We start from the raw sequence: 21,169 nt of genomic DNA, 5'->3' as shown, positions 1-21,169 counted from the left end.
CGCCCTAGCCTTGTAAAATGTGAGTCAGCGCGTCAATAAAGCGGCGGTTCTCCGCTTCGGTACGCACGGCAATCCGGTAGTAGTCGCGATCGAGCCCGGGATAGTTTTCGCAGTGGCGGATAAGGATGTGATGGCCGAGCAGCGCCGCCTTCAGGTCGAAACCCTGACGCAGGCAGCGGAAGAAAATAAAGTTGGCCTGCGGCTTCCAGACCGCCAGCGAGGAAAAGCGCGTCATCGCCTGCCACAGGAAATCACGCTCCCGGGCGATAAAGGCGTGGCTGCGCGCAATATAGTCTTCATCCAACAGCAAATGTTGCCCCACAAGCGCCGAGAAGGCATTCACGGACCAGGGCTCGCGGGTGCGTTTCAGCTGGCGAATGGTTTGCGTATTTCCGCTCAGCAGATACCCAAGACGCAGCCCGGGAATAGCAAAAAACTTGGTCAGGGAACGCAGCAGGTAAAGATAGCGTGACTTCGCCAGCCGTGGCGCCAGCGTGGAGCCCTGCGGCAGAAAATCGATGAACGCTTCATCCACAATCAGCGCAATCTGCAGCGCTTCGCACAGCGAGGCCAGCCGGTCGAGAAGACTGGCATCAGGCATGAGCCCGGTAGGGTTGTTTGGCGTCGCGATGAACAGGCAATCGGGCCTGTGTGCACGAACGGCGTCCAGTATGGAAGCATCCATCTGAAACCTGTTCTGCTCACTCAGCGCATAGTCGATTATCTCGCAACCCTGCTGCTGTAAAGCCCGGCGATATTCAGCAAAGCCCGGCACCAGCAGCATCGCCCGGCGAGGGGCAAGCGTTCGCACCAGGCCATATATCAGCTCCGTTTCGCCATTCCCGGCAATCGTCTGGTCATAGTCACACCGACTGGCGCTGGCCAGCGCCTGATGAAGATGACGGTATTCAACGTCCGGGTACTGCATGATGATATCCAGATGGGACACAATGAGCGACCTGACGCGCTCGGGCAGCCCTAACGGATTGATGTTCGCGCTAAAGTCCAACAGCAGCTCGGGATCGATCCCCAACTGCAGCCCCGTTTCCAGAACGTTACCACCATGCTCACTCATTCGTTTCACTCGTCCATTTCAAAATGTCAGGATAACATCAGACCACAACCTGATTCAGCGCGAGATGTGATGCGGTAAACGCCAGTATCTCCTGCAGGTTGACGACCTCACCGATGACGATAAGCGCCGGAGCATGCAGTTTTTGACGTTCAACCTCCAGGTGGATATCGGTCAGCGTGCCTTTGGCAATCTGCTGACGAGACTGGCTGGCATACATCACCACCGCCACCGGCGTCCCGGCGGACATGCCTCCCTCGATAAGCTGCTGGCAGATTTCCGCCAGGCGGGTCATTCCCATCAGAACAATCAGCGTTCCGTTGATTTGCGCCAGGGCATGCCAGTTTTGCGGGTCGTTTCCCTGGCACATATGGCCGGTCACAATATGAAAGCTGGAGGCGTAATGACGGTGCGTGACCGGGATCCCGGCATAGGCCAGTCCGCCAATCGCGGAACTGATCCCCGGCACAATTTCGAACGTCAGGCCGTCTTTCGCCAGCTGCTCGGCCTCTTCGCCCCCGCGGCCAAAAACGTAGGGGTCTCCGCCTTTCAGACGCACCACCTGCCGCCCTTCCCCGGCATGCCTGACCAGCAGGGCATTGATTTGTTCCTGAGGCACCGGATGATGGCTTGGGGTTTTACCGACATCAATAATCAGACAGCCTGCCGGAGCCTGGGCCAGAAGTTCAGGGTTAACCAGGCGATCGTGAACAATCACCTCCGCATGGCGGATACAGTGCAGACCTTTTACCGTAATTAAGGACGCATCGCCAGGCCCTGCCCCTACAAGCCAAACCTTCCCTTTACTCATCGTTATATCCTCAGATTAAATATTTAAAGACGCAAGAAAGCGGATAATTAAAATTAGCGCTGAATTATACATCCCCTACACGCGTCAAAAATTTGATGTATTTATCACTCTTTCTTAATTTTACGAATGGCGTTTATGACCAATATCAATAAAACAGTGAATACCGCTTCTCCTCTGCCATTGCGACATTATTGCTTTGGTCACCATGCTTAAAAAAACATATTAATCACCCTCAACAATAAAACAGGCGCGCGATCACAAATATTACAATGGTTTTGTCAGCGACGTTTACAGATAAATATCAAACCAAAAATAAATAACGCCCAACCAATTGATATAAAACACTTTTAAATGTCACGCCATTACCATCATCATTTTTGGAAGGATTTTTTGAAAATAGATCAATTGCTTCCCTTTCGTCTTCAAAACACACTCCAACACCATTAACAGACCCAATGTACATTAACCGTTTTTAATACCCATTTTATTTTCACTATCAGCCCTACAGAGGATTACCCATGAAGAAATCAACACTTGTTATTGGCGTCATTGGTGCTGACTGCCATGCGGTAGGCAATAAAGTTCTGGACCGCGTTTTTACTTCCCATGATTTTCACGTCATCAATCTTGGTGTGATGGTGAGCCAGGATGAATATATTGATGCGGCCATCGAAACGGGTGCTGATGCTATTGTCGTTTCATCCATCTACGGCCATGGCGACATCGACTGCCTGGGGCTGCGCGAGCGCTGCATCGAACGCGGTATCGGCGACATTCTGCTTTATGTTGGCGGTAATCTGGTCGTAGGTAAGCACGATTTCGCCGATGTCGAAGCCAAATTCAAAGAGATGGGTTTCAACCGCGTGTTCGCCCCGAGCCACGACCTGGAAGACGTCTGTCAGCTGATGGCGAACGATATACAGCAGCGTCAGCGCGTTGAAGAGCTCTGTCTTGAAGAGGGCTTCTGATGCAAATCGTCTCAGTCGACATTGGCTCGACGTGGACCAAAGCCGCGCTCTTCACGCCGGAGGGTGATGCGCTAACGTTGGTCAACCACGTTCTGACCCCGACGACGACCCACCATCTGGCGGAGGGCTTCTTTGCCAGCCTGAACCAGGTGCTAAACGTTGCCGATGCGCGACCGTTGCTGAACAGCGGGGACGTTACGCTGAAATACTCGTCGTCGGCAAAAGGCGGGCTCGCCGTTGCCGCAATGGGTCTGGTGCCGTCGATAACCCTGGAATCAGCCAAAGTCACCGCCCATTCTGCGGGCGCCAAAATCGCCCAGTACTACTCCTACAAACTGAACCGTCACGATATCCAGGCGCTGGAGGACTCCCCGCCGGACATTCTGCTGTTCACGGGCGGTACGGACGGCGGCGAAGAGAGCCACGGACTGGCCAATGCCCGCGCGCTGGCTGCGTCAAAGCTGGACTGCGCCATTATCTACGCGGGCAATCGCGATATTCAGGACGACGTGCAGGCCATTCTTGGTCACAAAGATTTGATCGTGGTCGACAACGTGTTGCCTGACCTCGATCACCCGAATCCCTATGCCGCCCGCAAGGCCATCTGCGATGTCTTTCTCTCCCGCATCGTGAAGGGGAAAGGACTGGACGTTATCGTCGGGGAAACCGGCGAAGAGCCGATGCCCACGCCGTGGACCGTCTACGAGCTGGTGAAGGCGATCAGCGATGTCGACAGCGCGTGGAAAGAATTCATGCTGATCGACATGGGCGGTGCCACCACCGACGTCTACTCCGCCAGCGCCAATATGCTCTCTCCGGATACCGTTCTGCACGGCGTGCCCGAGCCGTTTGTGAAACGCACCGTAGAGGGCGACCTTGGCATGCGCGTCTCGGCGGTGGTGGTCGGCGAAAGTACGCATGAACTGGTGAACGCGGTGTTCGCCCACCAGCCTCAGCGCAGGGACGCGTTTTATGGCTATCTGCGCCATCTGGTCGCGCATCCGGACTATCTCCCTGTTACCGAAGAAGAAAAGCATTTCGACACGCTGCTGGCCGGGCTGTGCGTGGGGTACGCCAGCGAGCGCCATGCCGGCACCAAAAAACAGGTCTGCACCTGCGTAGGCAACGTCGATTTGCAGATGGGGCGCGATCTAACCACCGTGCGCAAGGTGGTGGGCTCCGGGGGATGGCTCTCCCGCGCCAGCCAGTTCGATATTCACCGCTGGCTGAAGTACCGCGAGCTGGACGACAGCAGCAGACGCGTGCTTTTACCCGGGCAGTTTGACTATTACCGCGATGCAAAAGGTCTGCTTCCTCTGCTGGCGAACGTCGCCAGGCTGGACCCGCAGGCGGCAGCTCGCACCAGTATTCATTGTTTAACCCTATAAAACCTAAGGCAGCAACGAATGGAACTTCGAAATAAAAAGCTAACCCATGACGAATTCATGACTGAGCGGCAGCAGGTCTTGCAAACCTGGCACACCGGCAAGGACGTTGAGAACTTCGAAGATGGCGTGAAGTACCAGCAAACCATTCCTGAACAAAAACGCTTTTCTCACGCCCTACTGAAGGCGGACCAGGAAGGTAAAACCCTGAGCCAGCCGCGCGCAGGCGTAGCGCTGATGGATGAACATATCGCCCTGCTCAAAACGCTGCAGGAAGATTGTGATTTGCTGCCCAGCACCATCGATGCCTATACCCGTCTGAATCGCTATGAAGAGGCGGCGGTAGGGATCCAAAAATCCATCGAAGCGGGTACCTCCAAGCTTAACGGCTTACCGGTCGTCAACCACGGCGTCGCCGCCTGCCGTCGCATGACTGAAGCGCTGGAGAAACCGATTCAGGTACGTCACGGCACGCCGGATGCGCGCCTGCTGGCGGAGATCGCGATGGCCAGCGGCTTTACCAGCTATGAGGGCGGCGGTATCTCCTACAACATTCCGTACGCTAAGCGCGTCACTCTGGAAAAATCCATCCGCGACTGGCAGTACTGCGACCGCCTGATGGGCCTGTACGAAGAGAACGGCATTCGCATTAACCGTGAACCGTTTGGCCCGCTGACCGGCACCCTGATCCCGCCGTTTGTGTCCCACTCGGTGGCAATTATCGAAGGTCTGCTGGCGCTGGAACAGGGCGTGAAGTCAATTACCGTTGGCTACGGCCAGGTCGGTAGCCTGACGCAGGATATCGCCGCGATTCAGGCTCTGCGCGAGCTGTCCCACGAATATTTCCATAACCACGGTTTTGACGATTACGAGCTGAGTACCGTCTTCCACCAGTGGATGGGCGGCTTCCCGGAAGATGAGTCGAAAGCGTTTGCCATTATCTCCTGGGGCGCAGCGGTTGCCGGTATGTCCGGGGCGACCAAAGTGATCACCAAGAGCCCGCACGAAGCGTTCGGTATTCCGACCGCCGCCGCAAACGCCCAGGGGCTGAAGGCCTCGCGTCAGATGCTCAACATGGTCAGCGATCAGAAATTCCCGCCGTGCGCCGCCGTCGAGCAGGAAGTGGAGCTCATTAAGAGCGAAGTCCGCGCCGTGCTGAAGAAAGTCTTCGAGCTGGGCAACGGCGATGTGGCGCGCGGAACGGTGCTGGCGTTTGAAGCGGGCGTGCTGGACGTACCGTTCGCCCCCGCCTCCTGCAACGCGGGCAAAATCCTGCCGGTTCGTGATAACGCCGGTGCCATTCGCGTGCTGGAAGCCGGTGCGGTTCCGCTGCCGAAAGATATCCTCGCCCTGCATCACGATTACGTCGCCGAGCGCGCGCGTTTTGAAGGCCGTAAACCCTCATTCCAGATGGTTGTTGATGACATCAACGCGGTATCCCACAGTAAATTAATAGGAAGACCATAATGAAAATTAAGCAGGCCCTTTTCACCGCAGGCTACTCCTCATTCTATTTCGACGATCAGCAGGCCATCAAAAACGGTGCCGGGCATGACGGGTTTATCTATACCGGCAATCCGGTAACGCCCGGGTTTACGTCCGTTCGTCAGGCGGGTGAATGCGTATCCGTACAGCTGATTCTGGAAAACGGCGCGGTGGCGGTGGGCGATTGTGCAGCGGTGCAATATTCAGGGGCAGGCGGTCGTGACCCGCTGTTCCTGGCTGAGCACTTCATTCCGTTCCTCAACGATCACATCAAGCCGCTGCTGGAAGGCCGTGACGTTGACCGGTTCCTGACGAACGCCCGCTTCTTTGACGAACTGCGTATAGACGGTCATCTGCTGCATACCGCCGTACGCTATGGCCTGTCGCAGGCGCTGCTCGACGCGGCGGCACTGGCGACCGGCCGTCTGAAAACGGAAGTCGTGTGCGATGAATGGCAGCTGCCGTGCGTCCCGGAGGCCATTCCGTTATTTGGTCAGAGCGGCGACGACCGCTATATCGCCGTCGACAAGATGATCCTCAAAGGCGTTGACGTACTGCCACATGCGCTTATCAACAACGTGGAGGAGAAGCTGGGCCTGAAGGGTGAAAAACTGCGCGAGTATGTGCGCTGGTTATCCGACCGCATCTTAAGCCTGCGCACCAGCCCGCGCTATCGCCCGACGCTGCACATCGACGTGTACGGCACCATCGGTCTGATTTTCGATATGGATCCGGTACGCTGCGCCGCCTATATCGCCAGCCTCGAAAAAGAGGCCCAGGGCCTGCCGCTGTACATCGAGGGGCCGGTGGATGCGGGCAACAAGCCGGATCAGATCCGCCTGCTGACCGCCATCACCCACGAGCTGATGCGTCTGGGTTCCGGGGTGAAAATCGTTGCCGATGAGTGGTGTAACACCTATCAGGACATTGTGGACTTCACCGATGCGGGCAGCTGCCACATGGTGCAGATAAAAACCCCGGATCTGGGCGGTATTCACAACATCGTTGATGCGGTGCTGTATTGCAACAAACACGGCATGGAAGCCTATCAGGGCGGTACCTGTAACGAGACGGAAATCAGCGCCCGCACCTGCGTGCACGTGGCCCTCGCCGCTCGCCCGATGCGCATGCTGATCAAACCGGGCATGGGCTTCGATGAAGGTCTTAACATCGTGTTTAACGAAATGAACCGCACCATCGCACTGTTGCAGGCTAAGGATTAACAGATGGCACGTACATTTAAGATCTTATCGCCAACGGCTATCCTGGGCTATGGCTTCCCGGAAGAGAGCTTTCGTAAGGCCATGGAAGCGTCGCCGGATCTTATTGCGGTTGACGCGGGCTCTTCCGACCCTGGCCCCCATTACCTGGGGGCAGGTAAGCCTTTCACCGACCGGGCAGGGGTAAAACGCGATCTGCGCTATATGATCGTGGCTGGCGTTAAGCACAACATTCCGGTGGTGATCGGTACCGCCGGTGGGTCCGGCGCCGCGCCGCATCTGGAGTGGTGCCGACAGATAATCCTTGAGATTGCTCAGGAAGAGAAGCTCTCGTTCTCTATGGCGCTGATCCCGTCGGATGTCGATAAAGCCACCGTGCATCAGGCGCTGGATGACGGGAAAATCACCGCCCTGGATTTCGTCCCGGGGCTGACCCACGAGGCCATCGAAGAGAGCACCTATATCGTGGCGCAGATGGGTATCGAACCTTTCCAGCGGGCGCTGGCGGCCGGGGCGCAGGTGGTGCTGGGCGGCCGGGCGTACGATCCGGCCTGCTTTGCCGCGCTGCCCATCATGCAGGGCTTCGATGAAGGTCTGGCGCTGCACTGCGGTAAGATCCTGGAGTGCGCGGCGATTGCCGCTACGCCGGGGTCCGGCTCCGACTGCGCGATGGGCATCATTGACGATAACGGCTTTACGCTGAAAACGTTTAATCCGAAGCGTAAATTCACCGAAACGTCGGCCGCGGCGCACACCCTCTATGAGAAATCCGACCCGTACTTCCTGCCGGGGCCGGGCGGCGTGCTGAACCTGAAAGGGTGCAGCTTCAAAGCGGTCAACGAGGGCGAAGTGTACGTCAGCGGTTCCCGCCACGAAGAAACGCCGTATGCGTTGAAGCTGGAAGGCGCCCGCCGGGTCGGCTTCCGCTGCCTGACCATTGCCGGTACGCGCGACCCGATCATGATTGCCGGGATCGATAATATCCTCGAAGAAGTGCAGGTCAGCGTGAAGCGCAACCTCTCGCTGAATGACGACAGCATCCGCATGACGTTCCACCTGTACGGAAAGAATGGCGTGATGGGCAACCATGAGCCGATGCAGTCCGCCGGGCACGAGCTGGGTATTTTGCTGGATGTCGTAGCCCCCACCCAGGATATCGCCAACAGCGTCTGTTCGCTGGTGCGCTCTACCCTGCTGCACTACGGCTATGAAAACCGGATCGCAACAGCGGGCAACCTCGCGTTCCCGTTCTCCCCTTCCGACATTCAGAGCGGCCCGGTGTATGAGTTCTCAATCTACCACCTGATCGAAGCGAGCGACGCGCTGCGTTTTGCTTTCCACCTCGAGCAGGTCACGCCAGAAGGAGTTCAGCTATGAAACACGGTATTTGCTCACTGGCGCAGGTTATTCGTTCTAAAAACGCCGGACCGTATGAGCTGGTTCTGGATATTTTATTTAAAACGCGTGAAGACTATCAGCGGGTAAAAGCCTCGGAGCAATTAACGCCGCAGCTTATTGCCCGTTTATACAACGTTAAGCCTGACTTTATACATCGCATTATCTGGTTCGACCCGGCCAATGCGGTCAAAATCGTCATGCCTCGCGATATTATCTCCGGCAACGTCGGCGACAATGATGTCTATGGTGCCCAGCAGCATGCACCGTTATTAAGTATCGAGTTCGATCTGTAACACTACAAATACAACAACGTCCATTGGGATATAGATATTTGCTGTATCACTGTATTCCAGATAATTCATGCGGTTGGTCACAACAAACGTGCGTCTGAGCGATTCGCAAGGGCTCAGGCGCACGCGACCCTACACATTAACCAACCTTTATCCGATGGAGTAAACATGAAAAAAATAAGCTTAACGAAAATGATCATCTTAGGTTTGATACTCGGCATGATAGCCGGGGTGGTCATTAATAATATGGCATCAGCAGATACAGCAAAAACGTACGCACAGGATATTTCTATATTCACCACCATATTCTTACGCATGGTGAAAATGATTATCGCCCCGCTGGTGATTTCCACCCTGGTGGTTGGCATAGCCAAAATGGGTGATGCTAAAACGCTTGGCCGAATATTCTCCAAAACCTTTTTCCTCTTTATTTGCGCCTCGCTGCTGTCCATCGCCCTGGGGCTGGTTATCGTCAACATCTTCCAGCCTGGCGCAGGCATTAACTTTGTTCCCCATGACGCCGGGGTCGTTGCGGCCGTTCAGTCCGAGCCGTTCACGCTGAAAGTGTTTATCTCTCACGCGGTACCGACCAGCATCGTTGATGCCATGGCCCGCAACGAGATTCTGCAAATCGTGGTGTTCTCGATTTTCCTCGGCTGCAGCCTGGCGGCCATTGGCGAGAAAGCCGAGCCCATCATTAAGGTGCTCGACTCTCTGGTGCACGTGATGCTGAAGCTGACGGGCTACGTCATGCTGTTTGCACCGCTGACCGTGTTTGCCGCGATCTCCGGACTGATTGCCGAACGCGGTCTGGGCGTGATGGTCAGCGCCGGTATTTTCATGGGCGAGTTCTACATGACGCTCGGCCTGCTGTGGGCGATTCTGATTGGCTTGTCCACGCTGATTGTTGGTCCGTGCATCAGTCGTCTGACAAAAGCGATTTTCGAACCTGCGCTGCTGGCCTTTACGACCTCAAGTTCAGAAGCGGCTTTCCCGGGCACGCTGAACAAACTGGAAAAATTCGGCGTCTCCTCAAGAATTGCCAGCTTTGTCCTGCCCATCGGCTACTCCTTTAACCTGGTCGGCTCAATGGCCTACTGCTCGTTTGCGACCGTGTTTATCGCCCAGGCGTGCAACATCGAACTGAGCATTGGCGAGCAGATCACCATGCTGCTGATCCTGATGCTGACCTCTAAAGGAATGGCGGGCGTGCCGCGCGCATCGATGGTGGTTATTGCCGCCACGCTCAACCAGTTCAACATTCCGGAAGCGGGCCTGATTCTGCTGATGGGCGTCGATCCGTTCCTCGACATGGGCCGTTCCGCCACCAACGTGATGAGTAACGCGATGGGTGCCGCTATCGTCGGTCGCTGGGAAGGCGAGCACTTTGGCGTCGGCTGCCGCGGCAAGGTTCCGGCCAAAGAAAGCACCGCTTCAGAAACTGAAATCGCCATGTATTGATTACAAAGGCCAACCGTCGTTGGCCTTTCGTCTTCCGATGACAGGATAGCCCCATGAAGATAAACATTTTCGGCGTCAGCCTCTTATCCGTGAGCCTGTTGTTTAGCGCCGCCGCGCTGGCGCAACCCGCGCCGGACTACGCGCAGCTGCTTGAGCAGGCTTACCAAAAATTCAAAGGTAATCATGAGGGGAAAGTCGCCGACTACATCCCTGCCCTGGCGACCTATAGCCCCGACAATTTCGCCATCACCCTCGCCACGGTCGACGGCAACATTTACCAGGCTGGCGACGTGAAAAAAGCGTTTCCAATGGAGTCGCTGAGCAAAGTTTTCACCCTGGCGCTGGCGATGGAGCAGCGCGGTCCGCAGGAGGTGCTGGATAAACTCGGCGCCAGCGCGACCGGTCTGCCCTTCAACTCCGGCTTAGCCATTGAGCTGACCAAAGGTGCGCCGGAAAACCCGCTGGTGAACGCGGGGGCGATGAGCACGGTCAGCCTGATTGAGGCGAAAGATAAGACCGACCGCTGGAACACGATCCTCAATAACCTGAACGCGTGGGCCGATGCCTCGCTGACCGTCAACGAGCCGGTGTTCAAATCAGAAATGGAGACCAATCAGCATAACCAGGCGCTGGCGATGCTGATGGCCTCCTACAACAGCTTTTATGGCGATACCCGGGAAGCCGTCGAAATCTACACCCGCCAGTGTTCCGTAGACATCACCGTTGAGCAGCTCGCCAAAATGGGCGCGGTGCTGGCGAACAAGGGCAAATCGCCTTTCAACGGTAAGCAGCTGCTGAATGAACGCTACGTGCCGCAGGTTCTGGCAGAAATGGCGATTGCCGGGCTGTACGACGGCAGCGGCAAATGGCTGTACACCGTTGGGATCCCGGCGAAGAGCGGCGTCGGCGGCGGCATGGTTGCCATCGTGCCCGGTCAATACGCCATCGCGGTCTACTCGCCGCCGCTGGATGCCGCAGGGAATAGCGTTCGCGCCCAGCAGACGATTGCGTATGTCGCCGGGGCGACGCAGGCCAGTCTCTTTTTAGCCCATTGATCCTAACAGTCTGTGATTTTGTCAGCCGGGCGCGGCAGCTGCGCCAGCGCCCGGCAAAAACAACCACAAAGTGAGAAGTACTATGTCTAAACCATTTGTCTGGCAGGACCTGTTTGTTCAGAGTAACGATACGACGGAATATGAACTCCTCAGCACACAGCACGTTTCAGTGACGGAGCTAGAGGGCGAGGAGGTCATTAAGGTGGCGCCTGAGGCATTGACCCTGCTGGCCCAGCAGGCCTTTTATGAAGCCTCATTTTTCCTGCGCGCCGGACATTTAACGCAGATAGCCACCATCCTGCACGACCCGCAGGCCAGCAGTAACGACAGGTATGTCGCCCTGCAGCTGCTGCGTAATGCCGAAGTATCGGCAAAAGGCGTTCTGCCAAACTGTCAGGATACCGGCACGGCCACCGTTGTGGCGAGCAAAGGCCAGCACGTCTGGACCGGCGGGGATGACGCCGAAGCGCTGAGCAAGGGGATTTACGCCACCTTTAGCGAGTGTAACCTGCGCTATTCGCAAAACGCACCGCTGGACATGTATACCGAGGTCAACACCCAAACCAACCTGCCGGCGCAAATAGACATCAGCGCCACGCCGGGGAGCGAATATCGCTTCCTGTTTGTCAATAAAGGCGGCGGATCGGCTAACAAAGCCGCCCTGTTCCAGGAAACGAAATCCATTCTGCAGCCGGAGAAGCTCACCGCGTTCCTGATCGAGAAGATGAAGTCGCTCGGTACCGCGGCCTGCCCACCGTACCACATTGCCTTTGTGGTCGGCGGCCTCTCTGCCGACCAGGCGCTGAAGGTGGCGAAGCTGGCTTCAACAAAATATTATGACAACCTGCCCACCAGCGGGAACGAACTGGGCCAGGCGTTCCGCGATACGGCGCTGGAAGCCACGCTGCTCAACGCCAGCCGCGAATTCGGCATCGGCGCCCAGTTTGGCGGCAAGTACTTCGCGCACGATATTCGCGTCATCCGCCTGCCGCGTCACGGCGGCTCCTGCCCTGTCGCCATGGCGCTCTCCTGCTCCGCCGACCGCAATATCAAAGCGAAAATCAACAGGCACGGTATCTGGCTGGAGAAGCTGGAGCATAACCCAGGGAAATATATCCCGGAGGCCAGCCGTGATGATAACGACGCCCGAGCCGTACAGATCAACCTGAACCGCCCGCTGCGCGAGATCCTGCACGATATGTCCGCCCTGCCGATCGGCACCCGGCTGTCGTTAAGCGGCCCGATCGTTGTCGCCCGCGATATTGTCCACGCAAAAATCAAAGCGCGGCTGGATAACGGCGAACCGATGCCGGAGTACATGAAAAACCATATCGTCTATTACGCCGGTCCGGCGAAAACGCCGGAGAATCAGGCCTGCGGCTCCCTCGGTCCGACCACCGGCGGGCGCATGGACGGCTACGTCGATGCTTTCCAGGCCGCGGGCGGAAGCCTGATCATGCTTTCCAAAGGTAACCGCAGCCAGCAGGTCACCGATGCCTGCCATAAGCACGGCGGCTTCAACCTCGGCAGCATCGGCGGTGCGGCGGCGCTGCTGGCGCAGCAGTATGTGAAAAGCCTGCGCTGCCTTGAGTATCCCGAACTGGGCATGGAGGCGGTATGGATGATGGAGGTCGAAAATCTGCCCGCCTTTGTGCTGGTTGACGACAAAGGGAATAATTTCTTCAGCCAGTTTGAGCAGCAGCATCGCTGCGCATCCTGCCCTGCCGGACATTAAGGAGCCACTATGGAAGCGCGAGCTAACGCAGACAAACACCGCCAACGACAGCAAAAGCGCAAAGAGCAAGTTGATATCCGCGTGGCGGCGGCAACAGAGAAGAAAGGCATTCTGATCGTCTTCACCGGCAACGGAAAAGGCAAGTCCACCGCCGCCTTCGGCACGGCGACGCGTGCCGTCGGCCACGGTAAAACCGTTGGCGTCGCGCAGTTTATTAAAGGCCAGTGGGATAATGGCGAATACAACACCCTGCATCCGCTCGGCGTCGAGTTTCACATTATGGGCACCGGCTTTACCTGGGAGACACAAAACCGGGAGACGGATATTGAGGCCGCAACGGCGGTGTGGCAGGAGAGCAAACGCATGCTGGCTGACCCGAGTTACGACCTGGTGGTTCTGGATGAGCTCACCTATATGCTGGCTTATCACTATCTGGATACGCAGGAGGTGATCGCGGCGGTAGAGAACCGTCCGGTGCAGCAGACCGTGATCGTCACCGGACGCGGCTGTCACTCGCAGTTACTGGCGCTTGCCGACACGGTCAGCGAAATGCGTCCGGTAAAACACGCATTTGACAGCGGTATTCAGGCTCAGGAGGGCATTGACTGGTAAGCGTGTCGGTACCGGATGGCGCTGTACTGCCGCCATCCGGTGTTATTACTCTACCGGCGATACCACTGATTTTTGTAATAGCCACTCGCGGAAGGTCTGTAACGGCAGGGACTGAGCCTTTTCCTCCCGCCACGTCATGATGAAGCGGTTGCCGGTGCGGATAGGAACATCACAGGGGATCACCATCTCGCCGCAGTCCAGGTCATGCTGGATGGCGAAGCGGGGAAGCAGCGCGACGCCAAGATTCGACCGTACTGCGGCAATCAGCATTGAGAGGAGGTCAAAGCGCGGGCCAAGATTCACGTCCGGACTGGTGATACCGGACAGCGCAAACCACTCCTGCCAGCCATTAATGCGGGTGCTTTGGTGTAACAGTGGAAATTCCCTTAGCAGCTCCTCAACCCCCAGCTTCTGCTCCGCGCTGGGGAGCAAGCTTCGGCTGCAGACCGGCAGGATCTCCTCTTCAAATAAATAATCGACTTCCGACCACGGGGGACAAAAATCGGCGCGCATAATAGCCGCATCGTATTCACGATTTAAAAAATCGCCGATATTGGCCAGCGAGTGAATGTTAACGATAATATCAGGATTTAATTTATTAAACTCCCATAAATTAGGGATCAGCCAATGCGTACTGAAGGTGGGATTTACCGCCAGCTCCACAACCTGAACGGCAGGCTGCCAGGACATTATCATATTTGTATCGCGTTCCAGCTTATTAAGCGTCTCTTTAACGATATTCAGATAATGTTTTCCCGCTGCATTCAGAAAAATCCGCTTTTTGGCATGATTAAATAATGAGGTGTGTAAAAACTCCTCCAGGGCCGTCACCTGTCTGAACACTGCACTCTGCGTTAACGCCAGCTCTTCTGCGGCGCGGGTATAGCTTTCGTGACGCGCCACAACTTCGAACGTCACCAGCAGCTCGCTCTTGGGGATTTTTCCTCTCATCATGTCTTCCATTCATGGTGGGTAACAGTAATTTTTTGAAGCGAATAAACCCTGCTTCAGAACGATACCGCCATTATATTTTAGTTATGCTCTGTCGGCAGTGATCCACACCATGATTTAATCAGTTTTGCGCGTCAGGCCAAACTACTTGATGAAAATGAAATGAAACATGAAAAATTATTAAGACCTGTTCAATTTGTGCCTTACATAATGGAAGCAGCGTCTTATTATACGAAAAACCGTATGGGCATTAAAAACAGGAATAGTGCAGGACAGGACGTTAAAAAATATAAAAAAACGTTGAACTAAAAAATAGAGAAGGGTTTTGGTGTGTACCTTTTGATCACCAGCGTACCAGCGTGACGGATGCCAGAGCGCCATACCAACCCCTCTTCAGCACGCATGCAGAAACCGGCTCAAAACAAAAAACCCAGGTCGCATAACGACCTGGGTTTCGAATTTGGCGGAAGCGTAGAGATTCGAACTCTAGAACCCTTTCGGGTCGCCGGTTTTCAAGACCGGTGCCTTCAACCGCTCGGCCACGCTTCCAAAGTGAGGCGCACTATAAACATCTATTAGCGCCTTGTAAAGCAGGAATTTTTCTATTTTTACCCACCGGCGTTTGACTGCGCAAAAATCACCCAGGCGCTGACGGCGCATCGGTCTCTGCTCACTTGTACATACCGTAACACAGCAACGCTCATCCTTTTAAATCGCTCTGGTATAGAATGCCACAAAAATAGACGGTCATTTGTTGTGTAATTGTTATAAATCTGAGTACCCACAGATTTTAGAAATTACTGCCATGCAGTGTTACTGGTTGATGATGAAAATCAAAAATACGCTTTGCTTACATATCCTGATGGCGACCCTGGCCATTTTGTTCCTGTGTGTTCACCCGCTGGTGACGAGCTTCGATCCGCCCCTCACCTTCCAGCCATTGATTAAATCAATGGAAGGCACGCCGAAAGAACAAGCGGAAAAAATTACAACTATTTCCCATGCCTTAGAAGGAAATGCTATTTTCTTCATTGGCGCGTCTGAGGTTGCCACCTCCGAAGATGAACATTACGCGGTATATAATTACTTTAATAAGCAATTGCACACACCCGTCGTGGCGTATGGCGATGCGTTTGTCGATGACGAAACGCAATTTTTACTGTTCTCACGTTTTAAAAATAGCCTTAACGCAAACAGTAAAGTGGTTTTGCTTCTGGCACCGGACAGTTTTTACTCAAAAGGGCTGCCACCGGCTATCTATGCCGATAATTTCCCCGGTTCTATTTTTAATCCGCTGATGAAGGATCCACAGGCGCGCCCGCTGCTGGTTAATTATTTAAAGCATATTGATAGTAAAGACATAAGCCATTTAACCTTTGGCCAAATGCGCGTCTTTGGCTGGCACCCCGAACTGATGTGGGACGAGCTGAGCTTCCAGTTTGCGAACGTCTGCACGATGATAAAAAACGACTGGCTGGCGCTGCTCAACGTCACGCCTCAGACGGTACAGCCCTGGCCGCAGCAGCCAACCACCCACATCACCCCAGACTGGGATAAAGAGCTGGCGAACGCGCGCGAGTTAAACAAAAAACGCCAGCAGAGCGCGGCCACGCTGTGGATGGACAAAACGATTTACGAAGAGGACGGTAAGCCGCAACAGTGGGATGACACGCCGGTCGTGCCTGCGCAAATCGCCGCGTTCAGTAAAACCGTCCAGCTGCTGAAAGAACGTCACGTGCAGGTGATTGCTATTGTCGACCCGGTTAACCCCTGGGCGCTTTACAATACCGATACCTTCCGCCCGGTTGATAAGCAAATTAAGACCATTCTGGAAAAGAACCAGATCCCTTATTTAGATATGTACGCCATGCCTTATCAGAATGGCTGGAACTGGGATCGTTTGCACCCTTCCGAACTGGCCTGGGTTCCTATGATTCGCTTTATTGCACAGAGTTTTAAATGATGAAAATCGCGATCCGTCTTTTTTTCCTTTATCTCCTGTTGGCGATCACCATCGTCGCATGGACCTCTGTCGATGACAGCATGAGTATGCAGCTGCATTTTGAATATCAAAAGTTCTGAGGCCGAATGATGTACAGCTCAGGAATGTTTTTTGTTTATTTGTTTTCCTCCGCCCTGGCGTTTACGCTGGTCAATCGCGTATTACGCCATCGCCTGACCTGGTTATCTGCGCTGTCGGTGCTGACGGCGCTGGGATGGGGATATATATTTCAGGGTGATTATATTGTCCCCGCCGCCGTCTTTTTCAGTTTTTATGTTTTCGCCACGCTAAAAGAGAAGGGATGGTTAAAAACGTGGCAGGCGGTCGTCCTGACATTATTGCCGTTGTTGCTGGTGAAACTTCACTTAAATAACCATTGGGGCATGATCGGCCTCTCTTTTATGACGTTCCGCGCGGTGGACGTGCTGCTCTATCGCAGTAAAAAAGAAGGTCAGAATTTCCTGCACTATTTCTGTTATCTGTTTATGCCCTTTATCATCCTGGCCGGCCCCATGTACCGCTGGCGGACATGGATGAGCGATGTCAGCAAGCCCGTATTTGCCCTTAACCGTGAACAGTTTTTAGTCGCGTTAGAGCAAATCATTACCGGCATTGTCCAGAAGTTCCTGTTTGCCATGCTGATCGATTCGCTTGTCGTGCAGCCCTGGAGCCATAAGCCGTTTACGCTGACCGTGGGCGTGGTGATGTCGATTGCCTATAGCACCTACCTGTACTTTGATTTTGCGGGCTACAGCAATATGGCCATCGGTGCAGGCCGCCTGTTTGGGCTCAACATTCCGGCAAACTTCAACATGCCGCTTCTGGCAAAGAACCCGCAGGATTTCTGGCGCCGCTTCCACATCAGTTTGTCTGAATGGCTGCGCGATGTGGTCTTTATGCCCGTTTACATGAACCTGATGAAGTTCAATTTTTTCCGTCAGAACAAAACGCTGGCGCAAAATATCGGTATTTTTTGCACCCTGTTCTGCATGGGGGCATGGAATGGCCTGGAACGCCATTACGTTATCAGCGGCGCGCTGTTTGGCGCGATTTCCGTCACCCATAACATGCTGCTGTGGTCAGCCAAACGCAGCCCGGCATTGCACCGCGGTTTGCAATATCCGGCCGTTGCGTTTTTAGGGCGAATTCTGACGCTGGGAAGCGCCGCGGGATCCCTTTACATCTTTAGTGGAATGTCACCTCTATGAAAAATCACTCCGATCTTCAGGAACTGCAGGATTTCTTACGTGCGGCATTATGCGATCCCGCCTCCCCGCAGCAACTGGCCATCAGCGGCAGCGACGAATCCTTAAGCTGGCTGCAGCTTTCCGTTGCCGTGACGGACTGGGCGCAGCGCTATCAGCATTGCCAGCCTGTTGCCGGTACGCCGGTTGTCCTGTACGGACACCAGCAGGCCGAGTTCGCCGTGGCGATTTATAGCTGTCTGCTGCACAACATTCCGTACATCCCGGTGGACTGCATCTACCCGCAGGAGCGCCTGCGGGAGATCTGCCATCTGGCCAATGCCCCTTACTATTACGACGTCGCGACCCGGCAGTTCATCGCCACCGGTGAACCGGGCAAGGTGCTGGAGGAGCAGGAGCTGGCCTACATCATGTTTACCTCGGGCAGCACCGGTAAACCTAAAGGCGTGCAGATTGGGCGTGAAAGCGTATGGCACTTCATGAAATGGGTCAGCCAGGACTTTTCACTGCCGGAAAAACCGGTCCTGATGAACCACGCGGTATTCAGTTTTGACCTCTCCCTGATCCCTTTGCTGGCGAATCTGGCGATGGGCGGACACATCGTGCTGAACGCCAAAGAGGATATTCAGAAAGAGAACTGGCTGGAGCGACTGAAAAGCAACGCAGTCTCCGCCTGGGTTTCCACCCCCTCTTTTGCATACCAGCAGCTGCTTTCCCCGCAGTTCAACAGCGAGTATTTGCCTGCGCTGAGCGTCTTTATCTTCATTGGTGAAGTGTTAAATAAGGCGCTGGTTAAACAGCTCCGCCGCCGTTTCCCGCAGGCCAAAATCATTAACTCCTATGGCCCAACCGAAGCGACCATCGCGACGACTGTGGTTGAAATCACGGATGAGATCCTGAACAGCGACAGCGCCGTGCTGCCGGTCGGGGTCATGATGCCTGAGAGCAAAATGGAAATTTCCGCCGACGGCGAGCTGATTATCTGGGGTAAAAACGTCATGCGCGGCTACCTCGGCCTGCCGCACGAAAACGCGGAAAAATTACTCCGTCGGGAAAATGAAGCGTTTCGCGGCTACCGGACCGGCGATCTGGGCTATAAAGCGGGACTTATCTATTGCCAGGGCCGCAACGACAGCCAGGTCAAACTGAATGGCTACCGTATTGAAATCAATGAGATTGAAAACCGCCTGCTTGCCATGTCCGGCATCAACGAAGCGGTAGTTCTGCCGCTGATGAAATCCTGCGGCAGCGTGCTGCGCATAGCCGCGTTCTGCGTGACGGATATGGCGCCGGATACCATCAAAACGTCGCTATCGAAGGTGGTTCCGCACTATATGGTGCCTTCACAAATTATCGTAAAAGACGCTTTGCCGCTGAATCCTAACGGCAAAATTGACCGCAAGCTGCTGGACGCTTACGCCCGCACAAATTAATGACTCCAGGAAAAATTATGGAACAAGAAATTCTCGCCCTGTTCGAAAAAGTGTTATCCCGTAAGGTGGGCTTTCACGATGAACTGATTGAATCCGACATTCTCGACTCCATCCTGGCGGTCGATATGGTGCTGGAAGTGCAGGACGTTTACGGCTGTATGATCCCGCCAACTGACGTGGCAACGGTGCTGAAAACCCCGGCGGATCTTGCCCGCTATATTGAAGAAAACCGCTAACCCCCCTGCTATTCATGCTGCCCTGAAGGCTCTGGAGGATCTCCCCTGAGCCTTCATTCGTTCCCCCTCCCGCCTGAACGCGGTCTTGCTCCCTTTAACAGGAATGAAACCGACTGCTTTTACTATTTCTCCTACACTTTAGGAGTACTGTCGGTACGGGAAACAGAAAAAAGCCAACTTAATTAAGGTATTAATGATTCGCTGTGCGCTCAGCCGGGGATCGTTTTGCCTTTAACAGAGGAGTCTGCGGTATGGCATTCGTAACAACGAAAGACGGCGTCAATATTTACTACAAAGACTGGGGCCCAAAAGAGGCTCAACCCATTGTTTTCCACCATGGCTGGCCGCTGAGTGCCGATGACTGGGATAACCAGATGCTCTTCTTCCTCGCGGAAGGCTATCGCGTTATCGCTATCGATCGCCGTGGTCATGGGCGTTCGGACCAGGTGAGCGAAGGCCACGACATGGATCATTATGCGTCCGATGCGTCAGCCGTGGTTGAAAGCTTGGATCTGCGCAATGCCGTGCACGTCGGTCACTCCACCGGCGGCGGCCAGGTCGCCCGCTATGTTGCCCGGTATGGACAACCGCAGGGGCGTGTCGCCAAAGCGGTGCTCGTCAGCGCCGTGCCGCCTCTGATGGTCAAAACGGACAATAACCCAGGCGGAACGCCCATTGAGATTTTCGACGGCTTCCGCAAAGCGCTGGCGGCTAACCGCGCTCAATTTTACCTCGACGTCGCCAGCGGTCCTTTCTACGGCTTTAATCGGGAGGGCGCAGACGTTTCACAGGGCACGATCCAGAACTGGTGGCGTCAGGGAATGATTGGCAGCGCTAAGGCCCACTACGAGGGGATTAAGGCGTTTTCAGAGACCGACCAGACGGAAGATTTAAAAACCATCACGGTTCCCGTTCTGGTGTTGCAAGGCGATGACGATCAGGTCGTGCCGTTTAAAAACGCTGCCTTGCTGCAGGACAAGCTGCTGGCGAACAGCGTACTGAAAATTTATCCGGGCTTCCCGCACGGGATGCATACCACCCATGCGGACACCATCAACGCGGACATTCTGGCCTTTATCCGCTCTTAAACGTCACCGTTATTGCCGGGTGGCGCTACTCACACTCTGACGCCACCCGCGGGTGGCGTTGTTTATTCCGCTTAGCGATTATCCAACTGGGCGCGAACGTTGTTCAGCCCGGTGGTGTTGATGCGGTAAGGCTGCCCGTTCACGGAGCGGATCAGCTTTTTGGTGCGGAGTTTTTTAAAGACGCTGAGCGTGCAGTCGCTGAGCACCAGCCCTTCACGGGTGTAGCACTCAACGGACGTGACGCGGCCAGAACTGTCGCGGACGTGCGCAATACATCCACCTTTGGCGAGAACATGTAAGGTACGTTGTTCCTGACGGGATAAATTCATACTGGAAAACCTGTGTAATCATCATGCGTAAAAACGAGCCCACACCAACAGGTGCGTGCGTAAGGTTTAAGCGCAGCGATAACCAGTCCGTCCTGAAAAGGGCGGAAAACTGATTATCTGATGAAAACATTCTCCAGCATCAAAGCCTCGGTGAGAGATGAAAAGATATTTACGGGCTGAATGATAACGCCTGGTTTTTACAGGGGAATAGCGGGGTTTTAAAAGTGTGAGGCGGATCGGTCAATCCAAAAGAAAAACCCCAGGTTAACGAGTAACCTGGGGTTTATGTTTGGCGGAAGCGTAGAGATTCGAACTCTAGAACCCTTTCGGGTCGCCGGTTTTCAAGACCGGTGCCTTCAACCGCTCGGCCACGCTTCCTAAGTGAGGCGAACTATAAACACCTCACCGCGTGCTGTAAAGAGTGGCTGCACTC

The 21,169-nt window shown here is 54.8% G+C and carries 20 protein-coding genes and 2 tRNA genes; 16 read left to right on the top strand and 6 right to left on the bottom strand.

Annotated features, from left to right (window positions below; all coding sequences use genetic code 11):
* Nucleotides 1-4: 4 nt before the first annotated feature.
* Together cobD and cobA are read right to left on the bottom strand one after the other, a co-directional pair.
* Nucleotides 5-1,075 (bottom strand): threonine-phosphate decarboxylase CobD, encoded by a 1,071-nt coding sequence (cobD, locus tag V1566_RS10850; RefSeq protein ID WP_395305854.1) that lies wholly within the window; start codon nucleotides 1,073-1,075, stop codon nucleotides 5-7.
* Nucleotides 1,076-1,112: 37 nt separating this feature from the next.
* Nucleotides 1,113-1,883: a uroporphyrinogen-III C-methyltransferase gene (gene cobA / locus V1566_RS10845; RefSeq protein ID WP_395305853.1), complete on the bottom strand. Its 771-nt coding sequence runs from the start codon at nucleotides 1,881-1,883 to the stop codon at nucleotides 1,113-1,115.
* Between the two features lie 518 nt (nucleotides 1,884-2,401).
* Here cobA and glmS point away from each other — a divergent pair.
* The 10 genes from glmS to cobO all read left to right on the top strand — a co-directional run bounded on the left by glmS (nucleotide 2,402) and on the right by cobO (nucleotide 13,492).
* On the top strand, nucleotides 2,402-2,851 hold the full coding sequence (gene glmS / locus V1566_RS10840; protein WP_121425791.1) for a methylaspartate mutase subunit S: 450 nt from the start codon (nucleotides 2,402-2,404) through the stop codon (nucleotides 2,849-2,851).
* The gene (gene glmL, locus V1566_RS10835) at nucleotides 2,851-4,239 is read left to right on the top strand and encodes a methylaspartate mutase accessory protein GlmL (RefSeq protein ID WP_395305852.1); all 1,389 of its coding nucleotides are present in this window, start codon (nucleotides 2,851-2,853) and stop codon (nucleotides 4,237-4,239) included. Before glmS ends, glmL begins: the two co-directional genes overlap by 1 nt.
* Nucleotides 4,240-4,257: 18 nt before the next feature.
* Nucleotides 4,258-5,703 carry a methylaspartate mutase subunit E gene (locus V1566_RS10830; RefSeq protein ID WP_028019186.1) on the top strand — a complete coding sequence of 482 codons (1,446 nt, stop codon included), beginning with the start codon at nucleotides 4,258-4,260 and terminating at the stop codon, nucleotides 5,701-5,703.
* Nucleotides 5,703-6,944, top strand: coding sequence for a methylaspartate ammonia-lyase (locus V1566_RS10825; protein WP_395305851.1), 1,242 nt, complete (start codon nucleotides 5,703-5,705; stop codon nucleotides 6,942-6,944). The genes V1566_RS10830 and V1566_RS10825 overlap by 1 nt, the downstream gene beginning before the upstream one ends.
* A 3-nt stretch (nucleotides 6,945-6,947) precedes the next feature.
* Nucleotides 6,948-8,318 carry an acyclic terpene utilization AtuA family protein gene (locus V1566_RS10820; protein ID WP_395305850.1) on the top strand — a complete coding sequence of 457 codons (1,371 nt, stop codon included), beginning with the start codon at nucleotides 6,948-6,950 and terminating at the stop codon, nucleotides 8,316-8,318.
* Entirely contained in the window at nucleotides 8,315-8,632 is a 318-nt protein-coding gene (locus tag V1566_RS10815; protein WP_121425786.1) for a DUF4387 domain-containing protein, read from the top strand. Before V1566_RS10820 ends, V1566_RS10815 begins: the two co-directional genes overlap by 4 nt.
* A 165-nt stretch (nucleotides 8,633-8,797) precedes the next feature.
* Nucleotides 8,798-10,090: a dicarboxylate/amino acid:cation symporter gene (locus V1566_RS10810; protein WP_395305849.1), complete on the top strand. Its 1,293-nt coding sequence runs from the start codon at nucleotides 8,798-8,800 to the stop codon at nucleotides 10,088-10,090.
* A 53-nt stretch (nucleotides 10,091-10,143) separates the two neighbouring features.
* The gene (gene glsA, locus V1566_RS10805; protein WP_395305848.1) at nucleotides 10,144-11,145 is read left to right on the top strand and encodes a glutaminase A; all 1,002 of its coding nucleotides are present in this window, start codon (nucleotides 10,144-10,146) and stop codon (nucleotides 11,143-11,145) included.
* A gap of 82 nt (nucleotides 11,146-11,227) precedes the next feature.
* Entirely contained in the window at nucleotides 11,228-12,880 is a 1,653-nt protein-coding gene (locus tag V1566_RS10800) for a class I fumarate hydratase (RefSeq protein WP_395305847.1), read from the top strand.
* Nucleotides 12,881-12,889: 9 nt separating this feature from the next.
* Nucleotides 12,890-13,492 (top strand): cob(I)yrinic acid a,c-diamide adenosyltransferase, encoded by a 603-nt coding sequence (cobO, locus tag V1566_RS10795; protein ID WP_395305846.1) that lies wholly within the window; start codon nucleotides 12,890-12,892, stop codon nucleotides 13,490-13,492.
* A gap of 45 nt (nucleotides 13,493-13,537) precedes the next feature.
* On the opposite strand, the gene V1566_RS10790 is transcribed toward cobO, so the two are convergent.
* Both V1566_RS10790 and V1566_RS10785 read right to left on the bottom strand, forming a co-directional pair.
* Complete coding sequence (locus tag V1566_RS10790) at nucleotides 13,538-14,443, bottom strand: LysR substrate-binding domain-containing protein (protein WP_121425781.1); 906 nt, start codon at nucleotides 14,441-14,443, stop codon at nucleotides 13,538-13,540.
* 461 nt (nucleotides 14,444-14,904) lie between these two features.
* Nucleotides 14,905-14,992: transfer RNA gene (locus V1566_RS10785), tRNA-Ser, on the bottom strand.
* 277 nt (nucleotides 14,993-15,269) lie between these two features.
* Here V1566_RS10785 and V1566_RS10780 point away from each other — a divergent pair.
* The 6 genes from V1566_RS10780 to V1566_RS10755 all read left to right on the top strand — a co-directional run bounded on the left by V1566_RS10780 (nucleotide 15,270) and on the right by V1566_RS10755 (nucleotide 20,407).
* Entirely contained in the window at nucleotides 15,270-16,406 is a 1,137-nt protein-coding gene (locus V1566_RS10780; RefSeq protein ID WP_395305976.1) for a D-alanyl-lipoteichoic acid biosynthesis protein DltD, read from the top strand.
* Nucleotides 16,403-16,525, top strand: coding sequence for a hypothetical protein (locus V1566_RS10775; protein ID WP_023335174.1), 123 nt, complete (start codon nucleotides 16,403-16,405; stop codon nucleotides 16,523-16,525). Before V1566_RS10780 ends, V1566_RS10775 begins: the two co-directional genes overlap by 4 nt.
* A gap of 9 nt (nucleotides 16,526-16,534) precedes the next feature.
* Entirely contained in the window at nucleotides 16,535-17,653 is a 1,119-nt protein-coding gene (locus V1566_RS10770; protein ID WP_395305975.1) for an MBOAT family O-acyltransferase, read from the top strand.
* A complete protein-coding gene (locus V1566_RS10765; RefSeq protein WP_395305845.1) occupies nucleotides 17,650-19,083 on the top strand; it encodes an AMP-binding protein in 1,434 nt (477 codons plus the stop codon). The genes V1566_RS10770 and V1566_RS10765 overlap by 4 nt, the downstream gene beginning before the upstream one ends.
* A 17-nt stretch (nucleotides 19,084-19,100) precedes the next feature.
* The gene (locus V1566_RS10760; RefSeq protein WP_008499867.1) at nucleotides 19,101-19,319 is read left to right on the top strand and encodes an acyl carrier protein; all 219 of its coding nucleotides are present in this window, start codon (nucleotides 19,101-19,103) and stop codon (nucleotides 19,317-19,319) included.
* Nucleotides 19,320-19,570: 251 nt separating this feature from the next.
* On the top strand, nucleotides 19,571-20,407 hold the full coding sequence (locus V1566_RS10755; protein WP_395305844.1) for an alpha/beta fold hydrolase: 837 nt from the start codon (nucleotides 19,571-19,573) through the stop codon (nucleotides 20,405-20,407).
* Nucleotides 20,408-20,478: 71 nt separating this feature from the next.
* Here the strand turns inward: V1566_RS10755 and V1566_RS10750 are convergent, their stop codons facing one another.
* Nucleotides 20,479-20,736, bottom strand: a complete 258-nt coding sequence (locus tag V1566_RS10750) for a YjhX family toxin (protein ID WP_395305843.1) — start codon at nucleotides 20,734-20,736, stop codon at nucleotides 20,479-20,481.
* 290 nt (nucleotides 20,737-21,026) lie between these two features.
* Nucleotides 21,027-21,114: transfer RNA gene (locus V1566_RS10745), tRNA-Ser, on the bottom strand.
* Nucleotides 21,115-21,169: the final 55 nt, after the last annotated feature.

This window comes from Enterobacter sp. ECC-019 (assembly GCF_043974075.1).
In the GTDB taxonomy this organism is placed as follows: domain Bacteria; phylum Pseudomonadota; class Gammaproteobacteria; order Enterobacterales; family Enterobacteriaceae; genus Enterobacter; species Enterobacter asburiae_D.
Note: the sequence above shows the minus strand (reverse complement) of the source record. Positions and strands in the feature narration are given on the sequence as shown.

What these genes read in the sequence shown, in the direction of transcription:
- cobD (WP_395305854.1), bottom strand. Translation starts at nt 1,075, where the DNA reads ATGAGTGAGCATGGTGGTAACGTTCTGGAAACGGGGCTGCAGTTGGGG.
- cobA (WP_395305853.1), bottom strand. Translation starts at nt 1,883, where the DNA reads ATGAGTAAAGGGAAGGTTTGGCTTGTAGGGGCAGGGCCTGGCGATGCG.
- glmS (WP_121425791.1), top strand. Translation starts at nt 2,402, where the DNA reads ATGAAGAAATCAACACTTGTTATTGGCGTCATTGGTGCTGACTGCCAT.
- glmL (WP_395305852.1), top strand. Translation starts at nt 2,851, where the DNA reads ATGCAAATCGTCTCAGTCGACATTGGCTCGACGTGGACCAAAGCCGCG.
- V1566_RS10830 (WP_028019186.1), top strand. Translation starts at nt 4,258, where the DNA reads ATGGAACTTCGAAATAAAAAGCTAACCCATGACGAATTCATGACTGAG.
- V1566_RS10825 (WP_395305851.1), top strand. Translation starts at nt 5,703, where the DNA reads ATGAAAATTAAGCAGGCCCTTTTCACCGCAGGCTACTCCTCATTCTAT.
- V1566_RS10820 (WP_395305850.1), top strand. Translation starts at nt 6,948, where the DNA reads ATGGCACGTACATTTAAGATCTTATCGCCAACGGCTATCCTGGGCTAT.
- V1566_RS10815 (WP_121425786.1), top strand. Translation starts at nt 8,315, where the DNA reads ATGAAACACGGTATTTGCTCACTGGCGCAGGTTATTCGTTCTAAAAAC.
- V1566_RS10810 (WP_395305849.1), top strand. Translation starts at nt 8,798, where the DNA reads ATGAAAAAAATAAGCTTAACGAAAATGATCATCTTAGGTTTGATACTC.
- glsA (WP_395305848.1), top strand. Translation starts at nt 10,144, where the DNA reads ATGAAGATAAACATTTTCGGCGTCAGCCTCTTATCCGTGAGCCTGTTG.
- V1566_RS10800 (WP_395305847.1), top strand. Translation starts at nt 11,228, where the DNA reads ATGTCTAAACCATTTGTCTGGCAGGACCTGTTTGTTCAGAGTAACGAT.
- cobO (WP_395305846.1), top strand. Translation starts at nt 12,890, where the DNA reads ATGGAAGCGCGAGCTAACGCAGACAAACACCGCCAACGACAGCAAAAG.
- V1566_RS10790 (WP_121425781.1), bottom strand. Translation starts at nt 14,443, where the DNA reads ATGAGAGGAAAAATCCCCAAGAGCGAGCTGCTGGTGACGTTCGAAGTT.
- V1566_RS10780 (WP_395305976.1), top strand. Translation starts at nt 15,270, where the DNA reads ATGAAAATCAAAAATACGCTTTGCTTACATATCCTGATGGCGACCCTG.
- V1566_RS10775 (WP_023335174.1), top strand. Translation starts at nt 16,403, where the DNA reads ATGATGAAAATCGCGATCCGTCTTTTTTTCCTTTATCTCCTGTTGGCG.
- V1566_RS10770 (WP_395305975.1), top strand. Translation starts at nt 16,535, where the DNA reads ATGTACAGCTCAGGAATGTTTTTTGTTTATTTGTTTTCCTCCGCCCTG.
- V1566_RS10765 (WP_395305845.1), top strand. Translation starts at nt 17,650, where the DNA reads ATGAAAAATCACTCCGATCTTCAGGAACTGCAGGATTTCTTACGTGCG.
- V1566_RS10760 (WP_008499867.1), top strand. Translation starts at nt 19,101, where the DNA reads ATGGAACAAGAAATTCTCGCCCTGTTCGAAAAAGTGTTATCCCGTAAG.
- V1566_RS10755 (WP_395305844.1), top strand. Translation starts at nt 19,571, where the DNA reads ATGGCATTCGTAACAACGAAAGACGGCGTCAATATTTACTACAAAGAC.
- V1566_RS10750 (WP_395305843.1), bottom strand. Translation starts at nt 20,736, where the DNA reads ATGAATTTATCCCGTCAGGAACAACGTACCTTACATGTTCTCGCCAAA.